The following is a 20526-nucleotide window of genomic DNA, read 5'->3' as shown; positions in this document are numbered from 1 at the left end:
GGTCGGAAGGCTCTGAGTGCGTCTCCGTCTGGGATCGCTAACTCACCGCGCTACCAACTCATGAAATTGCTCGCGTACGCCGGGCCTGTCATCAGCCACTACAAGTGCCAGTCCGCGGGCGTCAAAAATCTCGAACCACTCCTCCCATTCAACCTGTTCCGGTCCGCCCATGGTCGGGGGTCGATCCGCTCCTTGGTCTTGGTCCTGATAGGCGTGTTGGCCGAATAAGATGACAAGCGAGGGCTCTTTGTCCGCAATCGAAGGTTCAGCCGGAACGAGCGCGGGGAAGCCAGCGCGTGCTGCTGCCCAATTACGAATAGCCTCGTGATCGACAAGAGTAACCATCCTCGGCGACACTGGCTCCGGCGCGTTCGGCGCCTGCGACACCCGATCCGACCGTCCGCTCTTGCGCACAGATTCCGTCTGCCTTGCGTTCAGTCCACGGTCGCGGATATGTCCATGTTCATTGCCACTTTTTGCCATAAGTCACTCCCGATATACTCCTGGCAAACAAACTGAACCGATTGGGAAATGTTCCAACTACGCAGCAAGAGATCCGCGTTGGTAATGAAGCCACATCAATGTTACCGGCGTTTCGGATCCATTGGGCGCGACGGTGGTCTCGCCCGACGGTTCACTTTCTTTCGGATTTGAATTAAAATGCGACGGCTCCGATGCCAACACGACCACCGGGCTTCCGGTTCCGATTTTGAAGTTCGACCACGGCTTTTCTGGTCGGTGCATCATCCATCTTGGTGCGACTTCGGCAAGAAGACTTTGTAAGATCACGTTCATTGCGACGCGTCTGGCCATTTAACCAGCCATCGACGTTATTCGGGCAGGCTCCCGCATGAAGTTTGTCGGGATGCGCGTTCACCATAGGCTGTGCCTGGAGCCATCGTCCACTTGCCATCAGGGCCGAGGAACCAACCCGCCAGATGATCCTGTCCAGCAATTGTCTCGCCAGTCGCCGACAAGCGCTTCGGCTTCGCTGGAGGGGTTCCAAGGCGGAAGAACCGGACGGGCCAGTGGCCGATGTCGCTGAGGTTTTAGGCTTTCTTGGCCAAGGAAGGGAACGTAAATCAGGTGACCGTGTTTAAGTCGGTAATATCGGAGGTAGGAAAATGCCAGCCAAATCGAAGGCTCAGCAGATGGCGGCGGGTGCAGCCCTTTCGGCCAAACGCGGCGAAAAGAAGAAAAGCGAGTTGAAAGGGGCATCGAAATCTATGGTCAAATCCATGAGCGAGAAAGAACTTCACGACATGGCATCGACCGAGCGCAAGGGCAAAGCCGGGCATGCCTCCAAATCGTGAGAGGGCGGTTAGATGGCAGCAAGACTGCACCGTACGCCAATGACCCCATCCTGTCGGTGAGATCGGCGACGTAGTGCTAAACGGCGATAAGAAAGTCGACGTTGTCATCATTGATGTCGGCGAGGTTCTTGGGCATTGGTGAGAAGGCCGTCAAGTTGTTCGTGACGGACAAGAACGGAAAGCGCTCACCTAGCAGCAACTGGAAGCGCCAGCGGCCTGCGATAATCACCTACGTACAATAACGCGACGAACAGCGGATGATCATCCGTTCGCTAAACTATGTGTTGCCTCTTGGTTTCTCGTAGGAGGACCTCCTCGGGTTCTCCGGTCCCTACCAAGATCGCTGAAGCTTCGACATCTCAGCTTTCGTGTCAAGGCCGGAGGGGCAGCTACAACCGTCCCCCAACTGGCGAGGAGCCAGTTGGTAGGTCCGGCGGGAAAAGCGCGACCGGAACGAGCCGGCATCCGCTGTCCGACGCTGATGGGGAACACTCCTCGCCTCCAAGGGTTGAGGTTGATGACAGAGGCAGATTCACGGACCGGACTTATGCCAGCGGATATGGATTTGGTGCTTCAACACCTGCCGCTCAGGATCGGTGCCTATGTGCCTGATGATCTCTTGGAGAATTGGTTCGCGCCGCACACCGGGATGAATCCGCCCTCCGGCGAGGCGCTCGCGGCCGCCGCATCTTATGGGCGTCGCTTCGAATGCGAGTTCAAGCATTATCCCGATCGAAAAGAAGGAGTTTTCTGGAAATGGGTGCCAGCGTTATAAAAGGGCAACCCCTCGAGGCGAAGGCTATCGCCGGGGTGATAGAGGAACTCGAAAGACAGGCGGCCGAAAACCCGTCGAAACTCAGGGTTCGACGGCACGACGAGACAATAGTCGTCGATGGCGAGATTGACGTCGACGCGCTTGTTATGGTGGTCGTGGGCTCGATGGCCGGAGGTCCGTGACGCCCAGCATGAGCCGACGATAGTCCCGTGCCGGTCAGCCGGCCAGTGATCACGGCTTCATCTGGAGGCGCCAAATTCGATCAGCAATTCCATCGACCCGCAGGGAATATCTATTCTGACCGCAGGACAGGCACCTCAATGTCGTTATCGTTGGCGCGGGTTGTCGGCCCTCACCGTGGCGCCATTTCTATGAAGCCGGTCAGCCGGGTCGTCGACAAATCCAGAGCCCTGCTTATTGCCAGCGATGGCGGAAACACGATTTGGCGGGAGGCCTCCGCCGGCAACTGAGCATGCCGGCGGATGCGCTGACCGGAACCCGCCGCTGCTGGCCATGCCGCAATGAGGCCATTGAGACTTTTGCTGGCGACAACCGCGACGATCACTCCGGCACGCCCAGCGCCTCGACGTAGCGCTCGTCGAACACCTTGTCCGGCCACGGGTTGATCTGTCTCTGCAGGGTGAGCGTGTAGGTCGGGAACGCCTCCATCAGCCGCCGCGCCGCCGACCGCGCCTCGTCCAACGGCATCTCGTGCAGCGGGCGTTCTCCCCATGCCAGCGCTTTCGAATTGGCGTACGTCCTGAGGTTCGCAGTTTCGACCTTACGGTCCTTGGCTTCGGCATAGCCGAGCTGATCGCGAGGATAGCAATAGCTACGAGAGCCGTCTTGCGCGCCATGCTTCAAAGGAGCACCGGCCCATGTTGAATTTCATCCATCGATGGGACGACGCGGGCTCATCTATATTAGCTAACGCGTGACGAACGGCCGAAGTCGCTCCGCAGCTATACAGGCCAAGCCCGCGCCTCTGTGGGAGAGCGCGGGCCGATCGGGTGGTGCGTATTCCGATCTTCGGCAGAGATGGGGTGAGCATCCCCTGCCGCAAGCGAGAAACTTTTAGAGATAGCTAATGTTCCATACCCCTGCGATGGAGGGCCCGCCGCCCCATTTGCGAAGCGACGGTCCCTGCCCAGCCCCTGGGAACTAGCTCTGGTCGGCAGCCGCGAGAAGATGCCGTCGGGTCGAGCCCAATCGCTAGAATCCAGGGGCTAGACTACTAGAACCGAAGCACGATCCCGGCCCGCCTGCGGTAGCACCGGACGCGCCGGCGACCATGTCGCCAGTAACTACGGCAGACCCTTCTCCAGCCCCGCCGGCGGTGGTGGCGGCGGCGGTAATAGTGGCCGTAATCTGGGTCGTAATCTGGCTCGTAATAGGGGTCGTGGTAGCGCCGATGGTTGACCGGCTCCACTTCCGCCTGAGTACCTTCGTCATCGAAGGTTGGTGAGTCTGGCGCGTCGAGTTCATCGAGAATGCCGCTTTTAGCCCCTGGAACACCGGCCACTGCGTCGATAGGCCGAACCGCGCTTGCAAAGGCCGCTGCCCCTGCAACGCCAAACATTGCTGTCAAGAAGGATCGCCGATCCATAGAAAGCCTCCCAATGTTACACAACTCTAATGTTACCAACTCTTAACGCGCGCGGCCGGAAAAGGCAGGCCTCGCGCCCGTTACAAATTGAGGATTCGCCAACCTCGGTGCGGCCCGTGAACCCTATCAGCACAGGAAGGGACGTAGCTGCGCCGATCTGCAAATATGTCAGCTAAGCGCGAATCCTATCACCAGAAAGGTGACGGGTCGCGAACAGCGGTGCGAGCAACCAGCGAGCCTGGCTAACACTTCTATCCATCTGATTTCTCCGAACTTTCCGGAGAAACAATAACCTTGGAAGCAAGCTGTTCCACGCCACATCATCGGTAAGACCATTGCGTTTTACGCTCAGACTTAAGTCCTACCCCCCGCCCGACCGAAGCCTCAACCCGGAACGTTTGACGTTGCCCCAAGTTCGGTTTGGAGGTCGGCTTGGACGATGTCGTGGTGCGCCGGCCGCAAGAGGAGAAAACCATGAGAATGCATCTTACGGGCGCCGCTGCGGCGTTGTTGCTCTTCGCCGGTGTCGGCGCGGTCGCTGCTCAGGACGTGATCATCACGCCCGAACAGGATACGGTCATCCATGAGTATGTGAAGAAGCAGCCGTTGGCATCGGTGAAGGTTCCCGGCGTGGAACTCAATATCGGCACAGCGCTGCCCGACACGGTCGAGCTGCATGAAGTGCCCGACGTCAAATACCGCTATGTCGTGATCGACAACCGGACGGTTCTGGTGGATCCAGGCACTCGCAAGATCATCAAGGTTTACGACTGACCAATCTTTCGGCTGAAGCCCGCCGCCACATGGGCGGCGGCTCGTCGCATCGCCGGCCGCGCCCTTGGCGCCGTCCCTGGGTTTCTTGGACGCATTTCCACAGCCGGTCGGGCATTTGCCGGTTCAAGGCGATGAAGGCGCTGCCAACATAGCGCCGGTCCACTATGGTATTTGCTGTCGCGGCGCTTCGACACGATGCCTTCGAGGCCGGCCTATTCGAAAAGTGATAAATCGACTTGGGCGCCCGGCAGCGCCTCGCTGGATACGCCCGGGGTCGATCATGCTGGCCAGGATCTCGCGCCGCTCCTCCAGCGCCACGTCGCGCAGATCGTGGCCAATCAGGTGGAGCAGATCGAAGGCGACGAAATAGAGTCATGCTGCCGCGCCTTGCGCAGTTCGCCGAAGTCCGACAGTCCCGCCTCGTTCAGCACGATGATCTCGCCGGTCGACGATAGCGCTTTCGGCGCCAAGGCACTCTTGGCCTCCGTCCCCAAGTGGCGATATTTCGCCGACCAGTCGTGGCCCGTGCGTGTGTAAATCGGGTGCCCTCTTCATCGATAATGAGCTGCGAACGGTACCCGTCAAACTTCACCTCGTGAATCCAACCCTCGCCCTCGGGAGGCTTCTCCACCAAGATCGGCATCAAAGGGCGCTTCGAACTTCTAACGCATGCACCAATCGCCGCGATCGAGAGACTGCAGCTGCAGACGACGTTGAAGCCGCCCGCTCCGAATATTAAAGCGTAGCTCAGGATCTAATTTCAATCGACGTCGTAGGACACTGCGATGAGCGCAAGAGAAAGGCCTCAAAATTGACAACTTCCAGGAATCATCCCGCGAACGCGAAACCGACCAGTCAGAGCAAGCTTTTGACCACGTGTTGAAGAAGGTGATTGAAGCCCGCCCAAGAGAGGTGCCTCTCCGATACCGACCAAGAAGGCGGTAAAGGCGCCACGCCAAAAGATGAGAAGGCTAGGCCGACCAAGTGACCGCCACTGCGCCATGGGGGGGTTTGCTTACGGCGATTTCGTTCAAGCCCTCCCAGGGGAGCCGGCTTGCATTTTCCGCCTTCAAACCTTGCAAGTGCGCCGCAGTTCGGCGGCTTCAGCCACAAGATTCCGAAGGTGGTTCTCGATCAGGATCAAGGTTGCCAAGGTTCCGGAGACGGCAGCCGCCATCAGAAACCCCATAAGCAGACCGACTACAATCCCGACGAATCCGGCGCTCGCCCCTTGTTCGTGAAGCTTCTTCCAGCCGGCCGCACCGCCGCCAAGCGTTATGATTACCGCCATCCCCCGCGTTGAGTGTGGCAAGCATATCGATAGTGCGCGTGTCATGTTAAATCCCTTATGTCTGCAGGGTCCGTTTATCGCGCCACATGGAAGCCCGCCAGCGAGCCCGGAACTTGGCGAATGGTTGCGGCTGTCAAGCAGGCCCCTCCAGGGAGCCAGCTTGCATCCTCATATCTGCTTGACATGCCACAGGTTCCCCAAAAGGGATTGAACGATCCCAATTTCTGGCTCCACGTCGCGATCGATAGGTGGGAGTGGGACTATCGGCTCGGAGCTGCTCTTAAGCTCGGACGCCGAGAAGCAAATCCGGATCCAGTGAGCGAGACCCCGTCGCGATTGCTTGCCGTTATGGAACAACCCGGCCCGTCCACCGTTCGGGCCATTGGTAGCGAGGTGTCCACGCCTGTGCGTTCGAACGGCTGGAAGCGAAGCGCCGTTCGCTGCAAGAGCCGGCCAAGCTAAGCACATCAACACGAGAGGAGGTTACGATGCCCAACACTGCCGATATACTTGTCGACACGCTGATCGCATGGGATGTGCGCGTGATCTTCGGTCTTCCAGGAGACGGCATCAACGGGATCATGGAGGCGCTGCGCACCAGACAGGACAAAATCCGTTTTGTTCAGGTGCGGCACGAGGAGTCGGCGGCGTTCATGGCGACGGCCTATGCAAAATGGACCGGCAAGCTCGGTGTCTGTCTCGCCACGTCCGGACCGGGCGGCACCCATCTGCTGACCGGCCTCTACGACGCCAAGCTCGATCAGGTGCCGGTCCTCGCCGTAACCGGAATGCAGTTCCATGACCTGATCGAGACCTTCACGCAGCAGGATGTCGATCTGACCCGCGTCTTCAACGACGTCAGCGTCTTCAACGCTCATGTCGCCGATGCGGCGCACATGGAAAACGTTGCCGGCCTGGCCTGCCGCTCCGCGCTTGCTGGGCGCGGCGTTTCTCATCTCTCGATAGCGAGCGACGTGCAGGAACAGACATCGGCGAAGCGCTCACCGCGCAACCTTCCAAGGCACACGCCTAACCGATGGTTCGAAGGCAGCAAGCAACCGGACGAAGCCCAACTCGATCTCGCGGCGAACATTCTCAATGCAGCCTCGAAGGTAGCGATCCTTGCCGGGCGTGGCGCGCTCAATGCCAAGGCGGAACTCGAGAAAACCGCGAAGCTGCTCGCTGCACCGGTTGCCAAGGCCCTGCTTGGCAAAGCCGTGCTGCCGGACGACCATCCGAACGTCGTCGGCGGCATAGGAATATTGGGAACGCTGGCCTCCCAGGAAATAATGGAGCAGTGCGAGGCGCTGCTGATCGTCGGTTCGACCTTCCCCTACATCGAATATTACCCCAAGCCAGGCAAGGCGCGCGGGGTTCAGGTCGACCGAAATGCGCAGCGCATAGGTCTGCGCCAGCCCGTCGAGGCTGGCCTCGTCGGGGATGCAGCCGTCTCGCTGCAATTGCTCAATGAAAGGTTGACGCAGAAAACGGACAGGTCATTTCTCGAACAGGCGCAGCAAAGTGTACGGCGCTGGCGCGGCATGATGGCCGAAGCAGAAAGCAAGGACGACGTACCGCTCAAGCCGCAACGCGTGGTGAAGGCCTTCGGCGACCGCATGCCAGCAAACGCCATCCTTGCCACCGACTCGGGCCAGAATACCGAACTTGCCGCCCGCCACATCGATATCAAGGCGGGTCAGGACTTCGCCGTCTCCGGCTCGCTGGCATCCATGGCCTGCGGATTGCCATATGCGATCGCGGCCGGCATTGCCTTTCCGGACCGACCGGTTTTCGCCGTGGTTGGCGATGGCGGCCTCGCCATGCAGCTTGGTGAATTTTCGACGGCGGTGCGCTACAAGATTCCGCTCAAGCTTCTGGTGATCAAGAATAATATGCTCAACCAGATCGCGTGGGAACAGATGATGTTTCTCGGCAACCCGCAATTTGCCTGCGAACTGCAGCCAATCGATTTCGCCATGGCCGCACAGGCGATGGGTGGGATCGGCTACAGCGTTACCCGGCCCGAGGATGTTGAGGGAGTTCTGGACGCAGCTTTCGCAGCCGAAGGTCCGGTGATCATTGAGGCGGTCGTTGACGCCTATGAGCCCATGCTGCCGCCGCGCATGCCAGAGGAGTACCGCAAGAACATGCGCACCGCGCTGAAAGAAACACCGGGTCGACAGGAGATAGAAACAAACCTCGCCCAGGAGCCTCTGAAGACGATGATGGGCTGACCGAATGGACGCACGTCACCGCTCATTTCCGACGTGGGCGCATAGACGGCCGCCGCTAACAGCCTGACGTCTTTTGGACGCTCGGCGACCGGTGGGCGCGAACCATAACCCTTCCAGCGCGTTTTCCTCCGTGTCTGCTAACGGCGTTCAAAAGGTTCTGGTTCTCGATGAAAACGTCCGGTCAACAACCTAACGCACCTTTGCCGCGCAAAGGCATGCCAAGTCCCAAGCTAGAAGAAGAAGAATTCAAAACACGATATCTGGGCCAGTTTGAAGATCCGGCATTTCGCGGCCTCGACCCCGAATTGTCTAAGATTGCCGAAGTCGCGTGGCAGGCTTATGCCGAGTCCCGTAAGAGCCCAATCACCAGGAAAGCCGGAGAGGGATTTACCGATCCTGACTACGAGCTTTCGGTAGACTGGTTAGCGGCGCGCGATGCCATTCAAGCCGCGCAGGCAAGTCATGACGCCCCTTCCAAAAAGCCTCTGATATTGCTGATCAATGCGTCCTCGCGCAGCGAGCATACCTGTCCTGGGGAAATGTCGAAGAGCTACCGGCTGGTCGAACTGTCCCGGGACGCGATCCTGAGCGAAGGCGATTTCGAAATTGAGATATTGGACCTATCCCGCCTCGCTTCGGAATACGGGCGCAAGATCCATCCCTGTAAGGCATGTTTCTCGACTGCGGCTCCGCTGTGCCATTGGCCGTGTTCTTGCTATCCAAACCACTCACTCGGTCAAACGCAGGACTGGATGGCTGAAATCTATCCGATGTGGGTTGCGGCGCATGGGATCATGATCGTCACTCCGGTCAATTGGTATCAAGTAACCTCCCCCCTGAAGCTGATGATGGATCGCCTGGTCTGCGCGGACGGGGGAAACCCGGACCCGACAGCCACCCACGGCAAACACGCAGATGAAGCGAAGGCGATCGAAATGGCCGGGTGGAACTATCCGCGCCACCTGCAAGGCCGATTCTTCTCTGTGGTCGTTCATGGTGACGTCGATGGTGTGGAGAATGTCCGACATTCGATATCGGATTGGTTGCGATTCATGAAACTGGCGCCGGCGGGTCCACTGGCAGAGGTGGACCGCTATATTGGCTATTGGAAGCCCTACGCTACGAGCCATCTTGAGCTGGACGCGGACAAAGACATTCAAGACGAGGTCCGAAATGCTGCAAGAACGCTGGCTCAGGCCGTTAACGCCCAGCGCCAAGGCAGTCTTTTCATAGCTGGCAGCGATTTCGCGGAGCCGAGAGAAAAATAGTTGGCCAATCCGGTAGCTTTTGCAGGGGTGGCTCAAAGCAAATGAATTGCTTGAAATGAATTAGCGCCTTGTTGAAGATCCCGATTTGGCGCGGCGCGCCTTGTAGGGAATCAGTCTCCACCCGTTGGCGTGAAGGCCGCGAACAAATTCCTCCAGGTAAGGGAGCAACTCGAACAAAAGAACGAGGATCATAATCGTCGCAATATAACTCACGGGCAGTGGCTCGGGTTTCCAGGCAAACTCGAACCGAGCAGGTTCTTCTCCGAAACCGAACAACGCCCGAAATTGCCCCCAGTGAAGCGAGACCACGCTGACAATTCCAATCAGCGGAATCATCTCCAGAAAGCTGTGCACGTGCTGCTCGACGGGCGAAACGGTTCGGGCCGTGGTCGCATAACTGACGTCCCACATGGCCGTTGCCTCATGCGCAACGAAAGCCGCCAGCATCGTTGCGATAATCAACGCATTGACTTCCAGAAACATCGCCGCCAGCAACGGTATACCGACTTCGACAAACATCAGCAGATGAATGAGCGATTCCTTGGCACCGGTGGTCGATTCGATGTGCGAGGCGCGGTGGCACAGCCAATCGGCAAACCCTGCGATGAGCCATAGCGGCAGCACGAAATACATCAGAATCAGCACGGTCGGATCAGACAGCATCCTTGAATCTCCGGAACAGCCGAGTTCACCCCGTTGTGAGCCAACTCAAAGGGGAGTGACGACCATGACAGGCGGGCTTCTCTTGCGCCGGCGAACTAACGCCAGCGAGGATAACCTGTTCCGTCTTGTTGCGTGTCCTCTCGGCGCTTCTCAATTTCGTATGTCAGCCAACGGCAGAACATCCCAACAATGGATGACGCGCCGCCGCCGAGCAAACAGGCAGTAAGCACAGGACTGTTTGAAGCGCTCGACCAACTTACGATGGCTAGCAGAATCACGCTCACCGTTGAGATCAAATAGCCCACGCCTTTCAGTACGTGCAGGGCAGCCTTTGTCATGCCTAACCTCCTCAACAGCCTCAAGTCCTCGGAACATTCTTCGCGTTCTGAAGTTCCATCGCGTGCCAAGTCGGCGACACAAGGCGTTGGTTGCTTCCCCTCGAGCGTTGCAATCGAACCGAAAGAGAGAGGCTCTTGATGCCTAATTATCTAAAGCTACCAACAACCACGAAGGGCCTCATCAGAGTGGTAATCGAAAGTCCGCGTGGCGCGACGGCGAAATTGGCTTTCGAGCCGGAAGGGCAGGTTTTCGGCTACGTCCGTCCTCTGCCGGTTGGAATGATCTACCCCTACGACTGGGGCTTCATCCCCTCAACGTTAGGTGAAGATGGAGATCCTCTCGATGGGCTTGTCATTCATCAGGCCGCTACTGCCCCTGGCGTGGTCATCAAATGCAATTTGCTTGGCGCATTGCGCGTCAAGCAGAAGGACGTGGGCGGCGAGGTGTTGCGCAACGATCGCTATATCTTCTGTCCCCACAGGGCGGATGCTACTGACGAAGCGGTCGCGGCGGATCATGTTCCCGACAAACTGCGGCGCGAAATCGAATGGTTCTTCCTGTCGTCGGCGCTTGGGACGGGCAAGACTGTCAAGTTCGAGGGATGGCAGAATGCCGACGAAGCTCGCAGGGCGATCAAGAAAGGTATGAAGGCCTTTGCCGCTCGAGATTGAGAAGGACAGCTATCATTCACGAAATTGACGGGGCCTGATTTTGGACGGACCGCTCATGCTTTTGTCGCCGAGCTGGTCCGCCGCAGCGGCGCCCTATGAACGTGACAAGCCCGGCCTCGTTGAGTGGGCCACCGTCAAAAACGGACCTGATGCTCGCCCATCGGAACATCGGAAGTTTTCGAGCATTGCTAAGTGGACGCCATCGCAACTCACAGCCTTCAAATGCCATCCACGATAGCAGATGCCTGGAATTTGGCCCGAGAATGCATAGTTGGCTTTGTCAACGACAATGCCCTTAGTCATGGCGCTGCAATGGCTTTTTACGCCACCACGTCGCTGGCTCCAATCCTGCTGATTGTGATCGCTATCGCAGGTCTCGCTTTCGGCCATGAGGCTGCACAACTAGCTTTGTCTGCGCAGATCTCGGGGCTGATGGGTCCAGAAAGCGCAGGTCTCCTTCAGACCGCGCTCGAGAGCGCATCTGGCAAGCCATCCGGGGCTTGGGCGGCGGTCATTGGCATGGTCACGTTGTTCGTGACCGCTTCCGGTGTATTTGGCGAAATGCAGCAGTCTTTGAACATAATATGGAGGGTCGAGCCGCAGGGCATGTCGTTGTCGCGTCTGGTACGGGCACGTGCGGCAAGTCTAGGTTTGGTCGCCGCACTTGGTTTTATGTTGCTCGTATCTCTTGTAGCGAGCGCAGCGATCTCGGCGCTGGGTAACATCATAAACGCTCAGCTGCCGTTCGGCACAATCGTCCTCGGGGTGATCAACGCCGTCGTTTCGTTCGTCCTGATCTCAGTGATGTTCGCTGCTATCTACAAAGTTTTGCCCGATCGAACCCTGGAATGGCGCGATGTCGGGATTGGTGCTGTAGTGACCGCCGCCTTGTTCACGCTCGGAAAGTCGCTGATTGGCTGGTATATCGGCACGAGCGCGATCGCGTCTTCGTACGGAGCCGCTGGTGGACTCCTCGTCATACTACTCTGGGTTTACTACTCGTCGCAAATTTTTCTGCTCGGTGCGGAGTTCACTCGCGCCTATTCTGTTCGTCACGGCAGTAGGTCCGATCTGGATCCGGTGGCTCATAACGCTTTGCCCGCAAAAAACGTCGTGCCATTGCAGGCAGACCAAGAGGTCAACGCTTCTGGCGTTGTCGCTCTGATAGCCATGGCGTGCGTGAGTGCATTGATGACCATTCTTATGCTGGGTCGCCGCCGCCAGTAAGATATGGAGCCGGTGCAGGCGCGAGAGCCGACGTCGGGGCAGGTTCTGCAGGCGCCGGAGCTTTTACGGCTGAAGGGGTTCTGCCGGCGCAGGGCGACAACAGCCAGAATGATCGCGAGGGATCCGGCTGTCAAATGCGGCGCGATGCGAGGCAGGAGGCAGGCGCGGAGTAAACTTGCGCACGTCATCGGAGGGACAAGTTACGACAACGCGCGGCTTGCCGCCAGTCGAGTAAGTTCCGTGCCTGGACAGTCTCGCGTCGTGGCCCCTCAGAAGAGCTGCCGTATCATAACAGCGGTAGCTCTGGAACGAAAGCCTTCATGGAGAATTGTTACTTCGTCTCAGCACCTTAAAGGAGGTCGATATGGGCCGAGGTATTTTGCTATGGTTGCTCGGGGTTCCGATCCCAATCATCATTCTGATTATGCTTTTTGCGCGGTAGGGGGCGAAGATGGCAACCGTGCTTTCATCGACAGACATCACGCCGGTCTCTGAATCATCCTCATCGGCTGTCAGCTGGGGGCCGATCGTCGCGGGCGCCTTCGCGGCCTCGACGCTGACGGTTATTCTGATGCTGGTCGGCTCCGGTCTAGGACTGACCATGGTTTCGCCTTGGACTGGATCGAGCGCTTCGACCACAACCTTCGCGGTTTCGGCGGCTGCCTGGCTTGTCATCGTTCAATGGCTATCAGCTGGCGTAGGCGGCTATCTCACCGGTCGGCTGCGCACCAAGTGGGTAAATGTCCACACCGACGAAGTCTATTTTCGTGACACCGCACACGGTTTCCTTGCGTGGGCGCTGGCAACGTTGCTTGTTGCCGGCGTGCTCGGCTCGGCTCTTGCAGCGGCGCTGGGCACGGGTGTGCAGGCTGCATCCTCAGTGGCGTCAGGCGCCGCGATGGGGGCAACGACGGCAGCTGCCAGTGCGGCCGCGACAGATGCCCCATCTTCTGGCACCTGGACCGGCTATTTTGTAGATTCTCTATTCCGGTCGGCGAACCCCGCCGCAGCGCCGGCCCATGAACAGAACAGCCCCACCGCTACGGAACAAGCAACGCGCATCCTGTTAGCGGGGGCGGCAAATGGCGAAGTATCGCCTGAGGACAAGGGCTATCTGGCGCAACTCGTCGCCGCCCGCACAGGCCTGTCGGACGCCGATGCGAAGACCCGAGTGGATGCGGTGATCGCCAAAGTCGACGACGCCAAGGTCAAGGCCAAGCAGGCGGCCGATACAGCAAGGAAAGCCACTGCATCCTTCGCGCTTATAGGCGCATTGTCGATGGTTATCGGCGCCTTCATAGCGAGCGTTGCAGCAGCGTTCGGTGGCAAGCAGCGCGACGACGAGGAGGCTCTCGTTCTGACCCGTTGAAGTTTGGATCGCATCGGCCGGCGGCAGGCTTGGCCTCACGGGTCAATTCACCGCCGGTCGAGCCAATGAGATGATCCCAAGGAGCAATGAGGCGTCCTCACTGACGATGATCTTTGTCGAATTGACGGGCAATCGCGACCAGCTGCTGGGGCGTATCCCGGAGCGATATGGGACCGCCAAGCAAGAAAGCAGAGTGGCAAGTTGATCACTGGTGCAGAGGAATCTGAATCGTGAACGCGAGTCTCGGTCACTGCACAATCAGAGAATCTTGCTGGTGAGTTCCAAGACAATGAGCGAACCGTCGGGGGACTCACCTTCAGGTAAGTGCAACACCCGCGAAACGCGCAGATTGGCAGAGGCTCCGTGGAGCGACATCGAAATGCTCTCGCCGATACGTGGCACCACCTGAAATGTAATATTGTCGATGAATTGGCTATCGTCGACCGAAACGCGACACTGGACGGACATCAGAAGAACCTCCCAAAATGCACAGGGCCAACCGGGCGCGCGCGATCTGATTTCATAACTGGGGCAACCTGCCCTTGGCCTGTTGGTCTCGCGCTATCGCGTGCCAAGCGCCTTTGCCTCGCGCTCAAGTGTTTCACGGTCGTTCCCATGCTTGGCAACAAGTTCGCGGACCTGCGGGATGGTGAGGCCGAATTTGCTGGCGACATAACCAACCTCATACTCCTCGTCGCCCGCCAGCCTGTCTCTGTCGCGAAAATCCCGCTTGCTCTTATCGTCGGCCATCTCGGCGTCTCCCTTGAAGGTTCTGTCCCCTCGATAAAGTTCCCGAACTCAACGCGCCGCCAGACCCTTAGTTGCTTCGCGGACTTGGTCGGCCGCTGGTAACTTCTGATACGACAAAGCCCGCATCGTTGCGGATGCGAGCTTTGACGGGTTAGCGCAAGATCATGCGCTGTTCGTCGCGTTTTTGCACATAGGTGCCTTTATCATAGGCCGCTTGAGCCTCGAGCTGCTCCTTGGTGAACGTCGTGTACAGGTAACGCCTGCCGTTCTTGTCGGTCATGAACTTGAGATTGTCCATGCCGACCGCTACCTCTTTCTCGCCGACACCGAGAAAACCACCGACGTCGATGATGACCGCATCGACCGCCTTGTCCCCATTCAGCACGACATCGCCGATCTCGCCCACATTGACGTCGTTGGCGCCGTAGACGGTCGTTCCAACGAAATCTTCGACCCGAATCTCTCCTATCGGCGATTCGGTCAACGTCGATTTGTCGATAGACCCGGTTGTGGTCTGGTCGGCGGGCGCCGGCGCTTTCTGGGCGGAGTCGCTGGGCGGCGCTGCCGGCACAGTAGCGGTGGGGGCCGGCGCAACTTCATTGGATGCGGTGGTCGCCGGCGGTGGATCATAGGCTTTGCGGTCGAAACCTGGCTGTGCCTCCAGCTCTTCCTTCGTGGTCTGTGCGACCACAAAGTGCGAGCCGTTCTTTTCAGCCCACTGCGCCTTCTCGAAATCGTAGGCGACGTCCTTTTCGCCAATCCCGAGGAAGCCACCGACTCCGAGAATGAGCGACTTCGCCTTGCCGTCCTTGGCTAGAACAATATCGTTCACATCGCCGATGTTCTGGGCGTCGTTGCTGGTGCCATTGTAGACGGTTTTCCCTGTGATGGCGGTTGCAAGAACTGGCATAGCCACCGGCACGCTCTGCGTCGTATCGGTCGACGTCGAAGGCGGAGTTTTATTCGCCGCAGCAGGCTCCAAAGCCACACGGTCGAAGTCTGGCTGGCCCTTCAGCTCATCCTTGGTGGTCTGGGCGACGAGCCAACGATCGCCGTTCTTCTCGGCCCATTGAAGCTTGCCATAATCGAAAGCAACTTCCTTGGTGCCAAGCCCAAGGAAGCCGCCGACGCCAATAACGACGGATTTCGCCCGACCATTGGTGTCAAAGACAACATCGCTAACCTTGCCGATGTTTTCGGCATCATCGCCGGTTCCATTATAGACTGTTTCACCGATGATGTTGGTCACCAAACTGCCGTCAGCGCGCGTTACCTGCGAAGACGGCGCCTCCGTAGCGGGTGCCTGCGCGGGTTTCGGCGTCGTAGCCTGCTGCGCATAAACGCCCGTGGCGGTCAGCATCGCAAGCGCTGTCGTGGCTAAGAGATTGCGAAACATGTAAGTCTCTCCTTTTGCCTCACTAATGCACGCCGCTCGTCTCCGACGACATCAACGCGGCGTATGCTGCCTTCAAAACGTTGTCACCCGGGCTCTAGTTCCTGTGTCGCTGTGCGGTGACATGCAAAAGCGCGAGGTCTGCAGTACTCCGCGGGTGCAAGATCACGGAATGTGCACCCGCGGCAGGGGCCGCTGGCCCGGAACGACCTTCGATGCGGCACCTCTACAGCGTCGCTCGTGCGCGTCTCAACGTAGCGCACTTCGTCCTCATTTTTTCCATACTGACAGCAGCGGGCCTTTGCTTCCATAGACCGGATCCTTCCGTGGACGGCCAACCCTGGGAATCGTTCGCAATGCCCGCTCATGTTCCTGGGCTGTCGTGCATTCGTCATAAGTGCCCGATGCCGGATAGGCACCGACCACCAGGAAGTCATCACTCTCGTAGAGGCATTGGTGTCCGGTGCCCGCCGGAAGAACGGCCACGTCGCCAGTCTTCAAGGATAATATCCGGCCCCTTTTGCCTCCGAACCGAACCCTGCCGGTTCCGCGCGCAACCCCAAGCACCTCGTGTATGCGGGAATGGTAATGAAGGTAGTGATAAATGCCGTCACGCCAGCTGTCACGCCAGCCATTCGCCTCGAATAGCTCTTCCAGCACAGCCGCGACGTCGAATTGCTCCAGCGGCTTAACGGCGCCACGATAGACGACAAATGGCCAGAACGGATGGTTCGGCACGAGGCCATCGTCCTTGAACCGAAATTCGAGTGGTTTTTTCAACCTCACCAGTTCGGCGAGTTCTTGCGTTCTCGGTCGGCCAATACCCGTTGCCAGCTCGGCCGCCTTCTTCACGCTTTCAAGAATACCCACGGCTATCCTCGCGCTGGATTGTAGGGGCCAGACAGAGCAGTGAGGACTGCCTCCGCTCTGGTCTCGACAAATCTCAACCAGCGGCACCGCACTTTGTTCCTTTTGCCGGATGGCCTTGGTCCAAGTCGCGATGTCAGAAAAATGCTTCACTTTTCGGGAGCGACGATCATCCCGCCTCACGGTTAACATGTCCCGCAATCGAATTTCGTTCCACGAGGTGGCCGCCAGCATACGGTGCTGAAGGTTCGTGGTTTGCGCCAAGCGCCTTGAGGTTGCCAGCTGGCAAGGCGCGGTCGGGTGCCCGCCTGCATTGTGCGTGGCTAGTTCATTGGTGGGAAATCCAACGGCTACACAAACCGCCAACATGCAATTTTGCCAAAATACCCGGAACCTATTGCTGCTCCGCGCCTTGAATCGCCGTTCGGAGGGTGCATGAGTAAGACTGCGGACGGGCTCTCTTTCGTTGAGTTTCAATCGCCGACGCTTGCCGCGAACGCGCCCGAAGGCAGCCAATGGCTTCACGAAATCAAGTATGACGGCTAGCGCACCGAGCTGATCATTGAGAACCGCACAGCGCGAGCCTTCACGCGGCGCGGCTACGACTGGTCGCGTCGATACAGACGAATTGTTCAAGCGGCGGCGGGTTTGCCGGTGAAGGCGGCGATCATCGACGGCGAGGCTGTCGTTCTCGGCGACACCGGCCTGCCGGATTACCAAGCCCTGGAACGGGAGCTGGGCAATCCCAATTCGCCCAGGCTCATCTTCTACGCGTTCGACCTGCTGCACCTCAACGGGCGCGATCTCCGACAGCAGCCACTGGTGAAGCGCAAGGCGGCCCTGGAGAAGCTGCTGGAGAACGCTGCGCCGACACTGACCTACGCCGAGCATCTGGAGGTGAGCGGCACGGACGTGTTTGAACATGCTTGCCGGATGGGGCTGGAGGGGATTGTCTCCAAGCGCACCGATGCTGCCTACCGCTCAGGCGTCCAGACCAGCTGGCTCAAAGTGAAGTGCACCAAGAGCGACACCTTCCCCATCATCGCTTTCGTCGAAAAGCTGGGCGCTCACCCGCGCCGGATCGCATCGCTCTACATAGGCCGTCGCGAGGGCGACCGACTGCTCTATGCCGGGAAGGCCCGGAGCGGCTACACGCTCAGCGCGGCAAAACGTGTTCGCGAGCGGCTTGATCCGCTGATCATCAGCAAGTCGCCTCTGTCAGAGCCCATCGTGAAGCCCAAGGCGACGTGGGTCAGACCCGACCTTCTGGCTGAAGTTGAATTCAGCGGCATCACCGATCGCGGCTTGCTGCGCGAGGCAGTGTTCAAGGGGCTGCGCGAAGACCTCGTGCCGATCCCAGCCAAGCCTCCAGCCCCATCAAAGCGACGCGGGCCAGCCCGAGAACATGGTCTTTCCAGCGAGAACATCCTGCAACTTCTGCCCGATGCGGTCTCGCCCTCCAAGGAAGAGCTTGCGCGCTATTGGAAGAGGGTTGGTGATCACGCCCTCGTCCATCTCGGGTGTCGACCGCTGAAGTTGGTCCGCCATGCTCATGGCGCAACCTTTTACCACAAGGGTGGGCTGCCGGAGGTCCCAGCAGCCGTGCATCAGTTGTGCATTCAAAAGCGCGGCGGTGGCGAAGGTGTGCGCGTGTGGGTGGACGACCTTGCCGGCTTGCTGGGGCTGGTGGAGATGGATGCTGTAGAACTGCACCCCTGGAACGCCACTGTTGACGATATCGAACATGCCGATCGCATTGTTCTGGACCTGGATCCCGGCGAGGGCGTCGAGTGGGGTGACGTGATCGAGACCGCCCTGGCGCTTCGCGATTTCCTGGAAGCGGCAGGGCTGGAGAGCTGGCCAAAGCTGACCGGCGGCAAGGGCATTCACCTGATGGCCCCACTCGAGACGAAGATCACACACGACGACGCCCGGTTCCTTGCCCGGTCCTTCGCCAAGCGGCTTGCTGAAGCGCATCCTGATCGTTATCTGCTGTCTGCCGCGCCGGCAGCCCGAAGGGGCCGCATCTTCATTGACTATCTTCGCAATGGGCGCGGCAATACTGCGGTCGGCGCCTTCTCCCCACGGGCGCGACCCGGTTTCCCAATCGCGCATCCGGTGACCTGGAGCCAGGTTGAGGCTGCCATCCGTCCAGATGCCTTCACCGTCGACCGTCCGTTCAGGGCAGCCGCCAGAAAAGCAGCATGAGCATGAAGGGTATGAGACGAGGTTCCCTCAGGGAATTTATTCGCGCTTTGGCGAAGACGCCTGGCGATCCCCGCTGAACAACAGGTCATGTCAACGACCGGCCGGAGAGGTCGAGCTCGATCCAGGCTGGCGCATGATCACTCGGCTTTTCCCAACCTCGCAAGTCAGCGTCGACGCCGGCATTCCGTAGCCTGGTCGAAAGTGATGGGCTGACGAGGAGATGGTCCATCCGCAGGCCGGAACTCCGATCAAAACCTCCCTGGTAGGAGAAGTTCCAATAGGTGTAGATGCCTTTCTCGGGATGGATACGGCGAATGGCATCGATCCAGCCGTTACCAACCATTTCGGCGTAGGCTTGACGGCTCTCCGGAAAGTAGACTGCGTCGCCTAGCCAACGTCTTGGTACCACGGCATCAATCGCCGTTGGCACGACATTGTAGTCGCCGCAAAGAACGCTTGTGACACCTTCCCTGAGCAGTAGCTGGCCGTAGCTGATCAGACGGTCGAACCAACGGAGCTTATAGTCGAATTTCGGGCCAGGCGCAGGATTGCCATTGGGCAGATAGAGGCAGCCAATCACAAGCCCATCCACCTCGGCCTCGATATACCGGCTGTGGGTGTCGTCGGGATCGCCTGGCAGGCCGCGTCGACGTTCCACCGGCTCCCTCCCCCGGGCGAGTATTGCCACACCATTGTAGGACTTTTGCCCGTGCCAGATGGCGCCGTAGCCGGCGTTCCTGATGGCTTCGACGGGAAATTTCTCGTCCGAGGTCTTCAATTCCTGAAGGCACACGATGTCATAGTCGGTCTCACCCAGCCACTTGATGAGCACGGGCAGGCGACCGTTCACGCCATTCAAGTTGAAGGTTGCGATGCGGATCATCCGAGTTCTCAATAAACTCTTGGTGAGCAGGAAAGACTTAGCTGTTGATCCTCAGTGGTCTTTGTAGGACTTGGCGGCCTCGTCAATCTTTCGCCAGTCATTTCCGTAGCGACGCACCAACTCCCGCGCCTGCGCTGGTGACAGATCATGTTTCTCGATGACATGTCTCACCTCTGCGTCCTCCCCTTTTATGGGACGCGAACGAGCCTTTTTCGGCCGCTCGGCTTTAGCCGCACTCTCGTCTGATTTCGACATCGTTGATCCTCTCGGACCCTGCTTAACTGCCGAGCGTGGGGAAAGTTTCACACACGTCTTGAGCATTGGCATCATTCAGGCGCCGTATTCCTGCGGACTTGCCAGGCTGATGAACCTTTGGCCCGGCGCCGCGTTCCATGCAGCGAACTCGGTTGATTTTACAATGACGGACCCCAACGCTCGTCCTGCGCCACACAAACAGGATGCAATTGGTGCCGAAGCCGGCTTTTCGTACGATCGAATGGCGGTCGAGCGGTTTCAGCAAGCTTTTCCGCGTGCCAGATGGAGCGACGAGCGTAAGAGTTGGTTCGTGCCCGGCAAGACCGCGGCCCGGCGGATCGACCGCTGGCTGGAGCAAGAGGCGGCGTTGCGGGCTCCCCATGACGATAGCAAGGGACGAGATGCCTTCACCTTCGACCCAATATCGAGCCGGTATCTGGAAATCGCGGACGACCTGCGCATTCGCACGCCCTATTCCAGGACGGTGCTTGAAGAACTGCGTGCCGTCCCATGGGCGAGTTGGGACGATGCGTTGCGGGCCTGGAGAGTTCCATTGATCGTGTCCCGCTGCGTGGTGTAGCTGACGGCTTGGTCGCCGCGCTCTCCGGCATGGGGCCGGGCTGATCAGCGTGCCACGGCT

General features: G+C 58.9%; 23 protein-coding genes and 1 pseudogene. 13 read left to right on the top strand and 11 right to left on the bottom strand.

Annotated features, from left to right (window positions below):
- Positions 1-42: 42 nt before the first annotated feature.
- Together NKI73_RS03190 and NKI73_RS03185 are read right to left on the bottom strand one after the other, a co-directional pair.
- Positions 43-483 (bottom strand): hypothetical protein, encoded by a 441-nt coding sequence (locus NKI73_RS03190; RefSeq protein WP_352627363.1) that lies wholly within the window; start codon positions 481-483, stop codon positions 43-45.
- Positions 484-540: 57 nt separating this feature from the next.
- The gene (locus tag NKI73_RS03185) at positions 541-813 is read right to left on the bottom strand and encodes a hypothetical protein (protein WP_352627361.1); all 273 of its coding nucleotides are present in this window, start codon (positions 811-813) and stop codon (positions 541-543) included.
- Positions 814-1124: 311 nt separating this feature from the next.
- On the opposite strand from NKI73_RS03185, the gene NKI73_RS03180 reads away from it, so the two are divergent.
- The 3 genes from NKI73_RS03180 (at position 1125) to NKI73_RS03170 (ending at position 2270) form a co-directional block, all read left to right on the top strand.
- Positions 1125-1313, top strand: a complete 189-nt coding sequence (locus NKI73_RS03180) for a DUF3008 family protein (RefSeq protein ID WP_352627359.1) — start codon at positions 1125-1127, stop codon at positions 1311-1313.
- A gap of 517 nt (positions 1314-1830) precedes the next feature.
- Positions 1831-2088 (top strand): hypothetical protein, encoded by a 258-nt coding sequence (locus NKI73_RS03175; protein WP_502909540.1) that lies wholly within the window; start codon positions 1831-1833, stop codon positions 2086-2088.
- Complete coding sequence (locus tag NKI73_RS03170; RefSeq protein WP_352627357.1) at positions 2070-2270, top strand: hypothetical protein; 201 nt, start codon at positions 2070-2072, stop codon at positions 2268-2270. The genes NKI73_RS03175 and NKI73_RS03170 overlap by 19 nt, the downstream gene beginning before the upstream one ends.
- A gap of 379 nt (positions 2271-2649) precedes the next feature.
- Here the strand turns inward: NKI73_RS03170 and NKI73_RS03165 are convergent, their stop codons facing one another.
- The gene (locus tag NKI73_RS03165) at positions 2650-2952 is read right to left on the bottom strand and encodes a hypothetical protein (RefSeq protein ID WP_352627355.1); all 303 of its coding nucleotides are present in this window, start codon (positions 2950-2952) and stop codon (positions 2650-2652) included.
- 1216 nt (positions 2953-4168) lie between these two features.
- On the opposite strand from NKI73_RS03165, the gene NKI73_RS03160 reads away from it, so the two are divergent.
- The 5 genes from NKI73_RS03160 to NKI73_RS03140 all read left to right on the top strand — a co-directional run bounded on the left by NKI73_RS03160 (position 4169) and on the right by NKI73_RS03140 (position 9261).
- On the top strand, positions 4169-4468 hold the full coding sequence (locus tag NKI73_RS03160) for a DUF1236 domain-containing protein (RefSeq protein ID WP_352627707.1): 300 nt from the start codon (positions 4169-4171) through the stop codon (positions 4466-4468).
- 171 nt (positions 4469-4639) lie between these two features.
- Positions 4640-5005 (top strand): hypothetical protein, encoded by a 366-nt coding sequence (locus NKI73_RS03155; RefSeq protein ID WP_352627354.1) that lies wholly within the window; start codon positions 4640-4642, stop codon positions 5003-5005.
- Between the two features lie 517 nt (positions 5006-5522).
- Positions 5523-5771 (top strand): hypothetical protein, encoded by a 249-nt coding sequence (locus tag NKI73_RS03150; RefSeq protein WP_352627353.1) that lies wholly within the window; start codon positions 5523-5525, stop codon positions 5769-5771.
- A 476-nt stretch (positions 5772-6247) separates the two neighbouring features.
- A complete protein-coding gene (locus NKI73_RS03145; RefSeq protein ID WP_352627352.1) occupies positions 6248-7993 on the top strand; it encodes a thiamine pyrophosphate-dependent enzyme in 1746 nt (581 codons plus the stop codon).
- A 167-nt stretch (positions 7994-8160) separates the two neighbouring features.
- Entirely contained in the window at positions 8161-9261 is a 1101-nt protein-coding gene (locus NKI73_RS03140) for a flavodoxin family protein (RefSeq protein ID WP_352627351.1), read from the top strand.
- A 60-nt stretch (positions 9262-9321) separates the two neighbouring features.
- Here the strand turns inward: NKI73_RS03140 and NKI73_RS03135 are convergent, their stop codons facing one another.
- Both NKI73_RS03135 and NKI73_RS03130 read right to left on the bottom strand, forming a co-directional pair.
- Entirely contained in the window at positions 9322-9924 is a 603-nt protein-coding gene (locus NKI73_RS03135) for a diguanylate cyclase (protein ID WP_352627350.1), read from the bottom strand.
- A 95-nt stretch (positions 9925-10019) separates the two neighbouring features.
- Positions 10020-10262 (bottom strand): hypothetical protein, encoded by a 243-nt coding sequence (locus tag NKI73_RS03130; protein WP_352627349.1) that lies wholly within the window; start codon positions 10260-10262, stop codon positions 10020-10022.
- A gap of 138 nt (positions 10263-10400) precedes the next feature.
- Here NKI73_RS03130 and NKI73_RS03125 point away from each other — a divergent pair, with 138 nt between their 5' ends.
- From NKI73_RS03125 to NKI73_RS03115, 3 genes are all read left to right on the top strand, one after another.
- Positions 10401-10934 (top strand): inorganic diphosphatase, encoded by a 534-nt coding sequence (locus tag NKI73_RS03125; RefSeq protein WP_352627347.1) that lies wholly within the window; start codon positions 10401-10403, stop codon positions 10932-10934.
- A 192-nt stretch (positions 10935-11126) separates the two neighbouring features.
- Positions 11127-12161 carry a YihY/virulence factor BrkB family protein gene (locus tag NKI73_RS03120; protein WP_502909539.1) on the top strand — a complete coding sequence of 345 codons (1035 nt, stop codon included), beginning with the start codon at positions 11127-11129 and terminating at the stop codon, positions 12159-12161.
- Between the two features lie 451 nt (positions 12162-12612).
- A complete protein-coding gene (locus NKI73_RS03115; RefSeq protein WP_352627346.1) occupies positions 12613-13530 on the top strand; it encodes a hypothetical protein in 918 nt (305 codons plus the stop codon).
- Positions 13531-13788: 258 nt separating this feature from the next.
- On the opposite strand, the gene NKI73_RS03110 is transcribed toward NKI73_RS03115, so the two are convergent.
- The 4 genes from NKI73_RS03110 to NKI73_RS03095 all read right to left on the bottom strand — a co-directional run bounded on the left by NKI73_RS03110 (position 13789) and on the right by NKI73_RS03095 (position 16543).
- On the bottom strand, positions 13789-13998 hold the full coding sequence (locus NKI73_RS03110; protein WP_352627344.1) for a hypothetical protein: 210 nt from the start codon (positions 13996-13998) through the stop codon (positions 13789-13791).
- Between the two features lie 93 nt (positions 13999-14091).
- Positions 14092-14280, bottom strand: a complete 189-nt coding sequence (locus NKI73_RS03105; RefSeq protein ID WP_352627342.1) for a DUF3606 domain-containing protein — start codon at positions 14278-14280, stop codon at positions 14092-14094.
- A 151-nt stretch (positions 14281-14431) separates the two neighbouring features.
- The gene (locus NKI73_RS03100) at positions 14432-15676 is read right to left on the bottom strand and encodes a PRC-barrel domain-containing protein (protein ID WP_352627340.1); all 1245 of its coding nucleotides are present in this window, start codon (positions 15674-15676) and stop codon (positions 14432-14434) included.
- A gap of 267 nt (positions 15677-15943) precedes the next feature.
- Positions 15944-16543 (bottom strand): cupin domain-containing protein, encoded by a 600-nt coding sequence (locus tag NKI73_RS03095; protein WP_352627339.1) that lies wholly within the window; start codon positions 16541-16543, stop codon positions 15944-15946.
- Between the two features lie 432 nt (positions 16544-16975).
- Between NKI73_RS03095 and ligD the strand changes: the two are divergent.
- Positions 16976-18748 (top strand): annotated as a pseudogene (gene ligD, locus NKI73_RS03090) (DNA ligase D).
- A gap of 85 nt (positions 18749-18833) precedes the next feature.
- Here the strand turns inward: ligD and xth are convergent.
- A complete protein-coding gene (xth, locus tag NKI73_RS03085; protein ID WP_352627337.1) occupies positions 18834-19631 on the bottom strand; it encodes an exodeoxyribonuclease III in 798 nt (265 codons plus the stop codon).
- A gap of 51 nt (positions 19632-19682) precedes the next feature.
- Entirely contained in the window at positions 19683-19886 is a 204-nt protein-coding gene (locus tag NKI73_RS03080) for a hypothetical protein (protein WP_352627335.1), read from the bottom strand.
- Positions 19887-19944: 58 nt separating this feature from the next.
- Here NKI73_RS03080 and NKI73_RS03075 point away from each other — a divergent pair, with 58 nt between their 5' ends.
- Positions 19945-20466 carry a hypothetical protein gene (locus NKI73_RS03075; protein ID WP_502909538.1) on the top strand — a complete coding sequence of 174 codons (522 nt, stop codon included), beginning with the start codon at positions 19945-19947 and terminating at the stop codon, positions 20464-20466.
- The last annotated feature ends 60 nt before the right edge of the window (positions 20467-20526 follow it).

This window comes from Mesorhizobium sp. M0496 (assembly GCF_040321205.1).
In the GTDB taxonomy this organism is placed as follows: Bacteria; Pseudomonadota; Alphaproteobacteria; order Rhizobiales; family Rhizobiaceae; genus Mesorhizobium.
The sequence above is the reverse complement of the archived record's forward strand: the minus strand, read 5'-3'. Positions and strand labels throughout refer to the sequence as shown.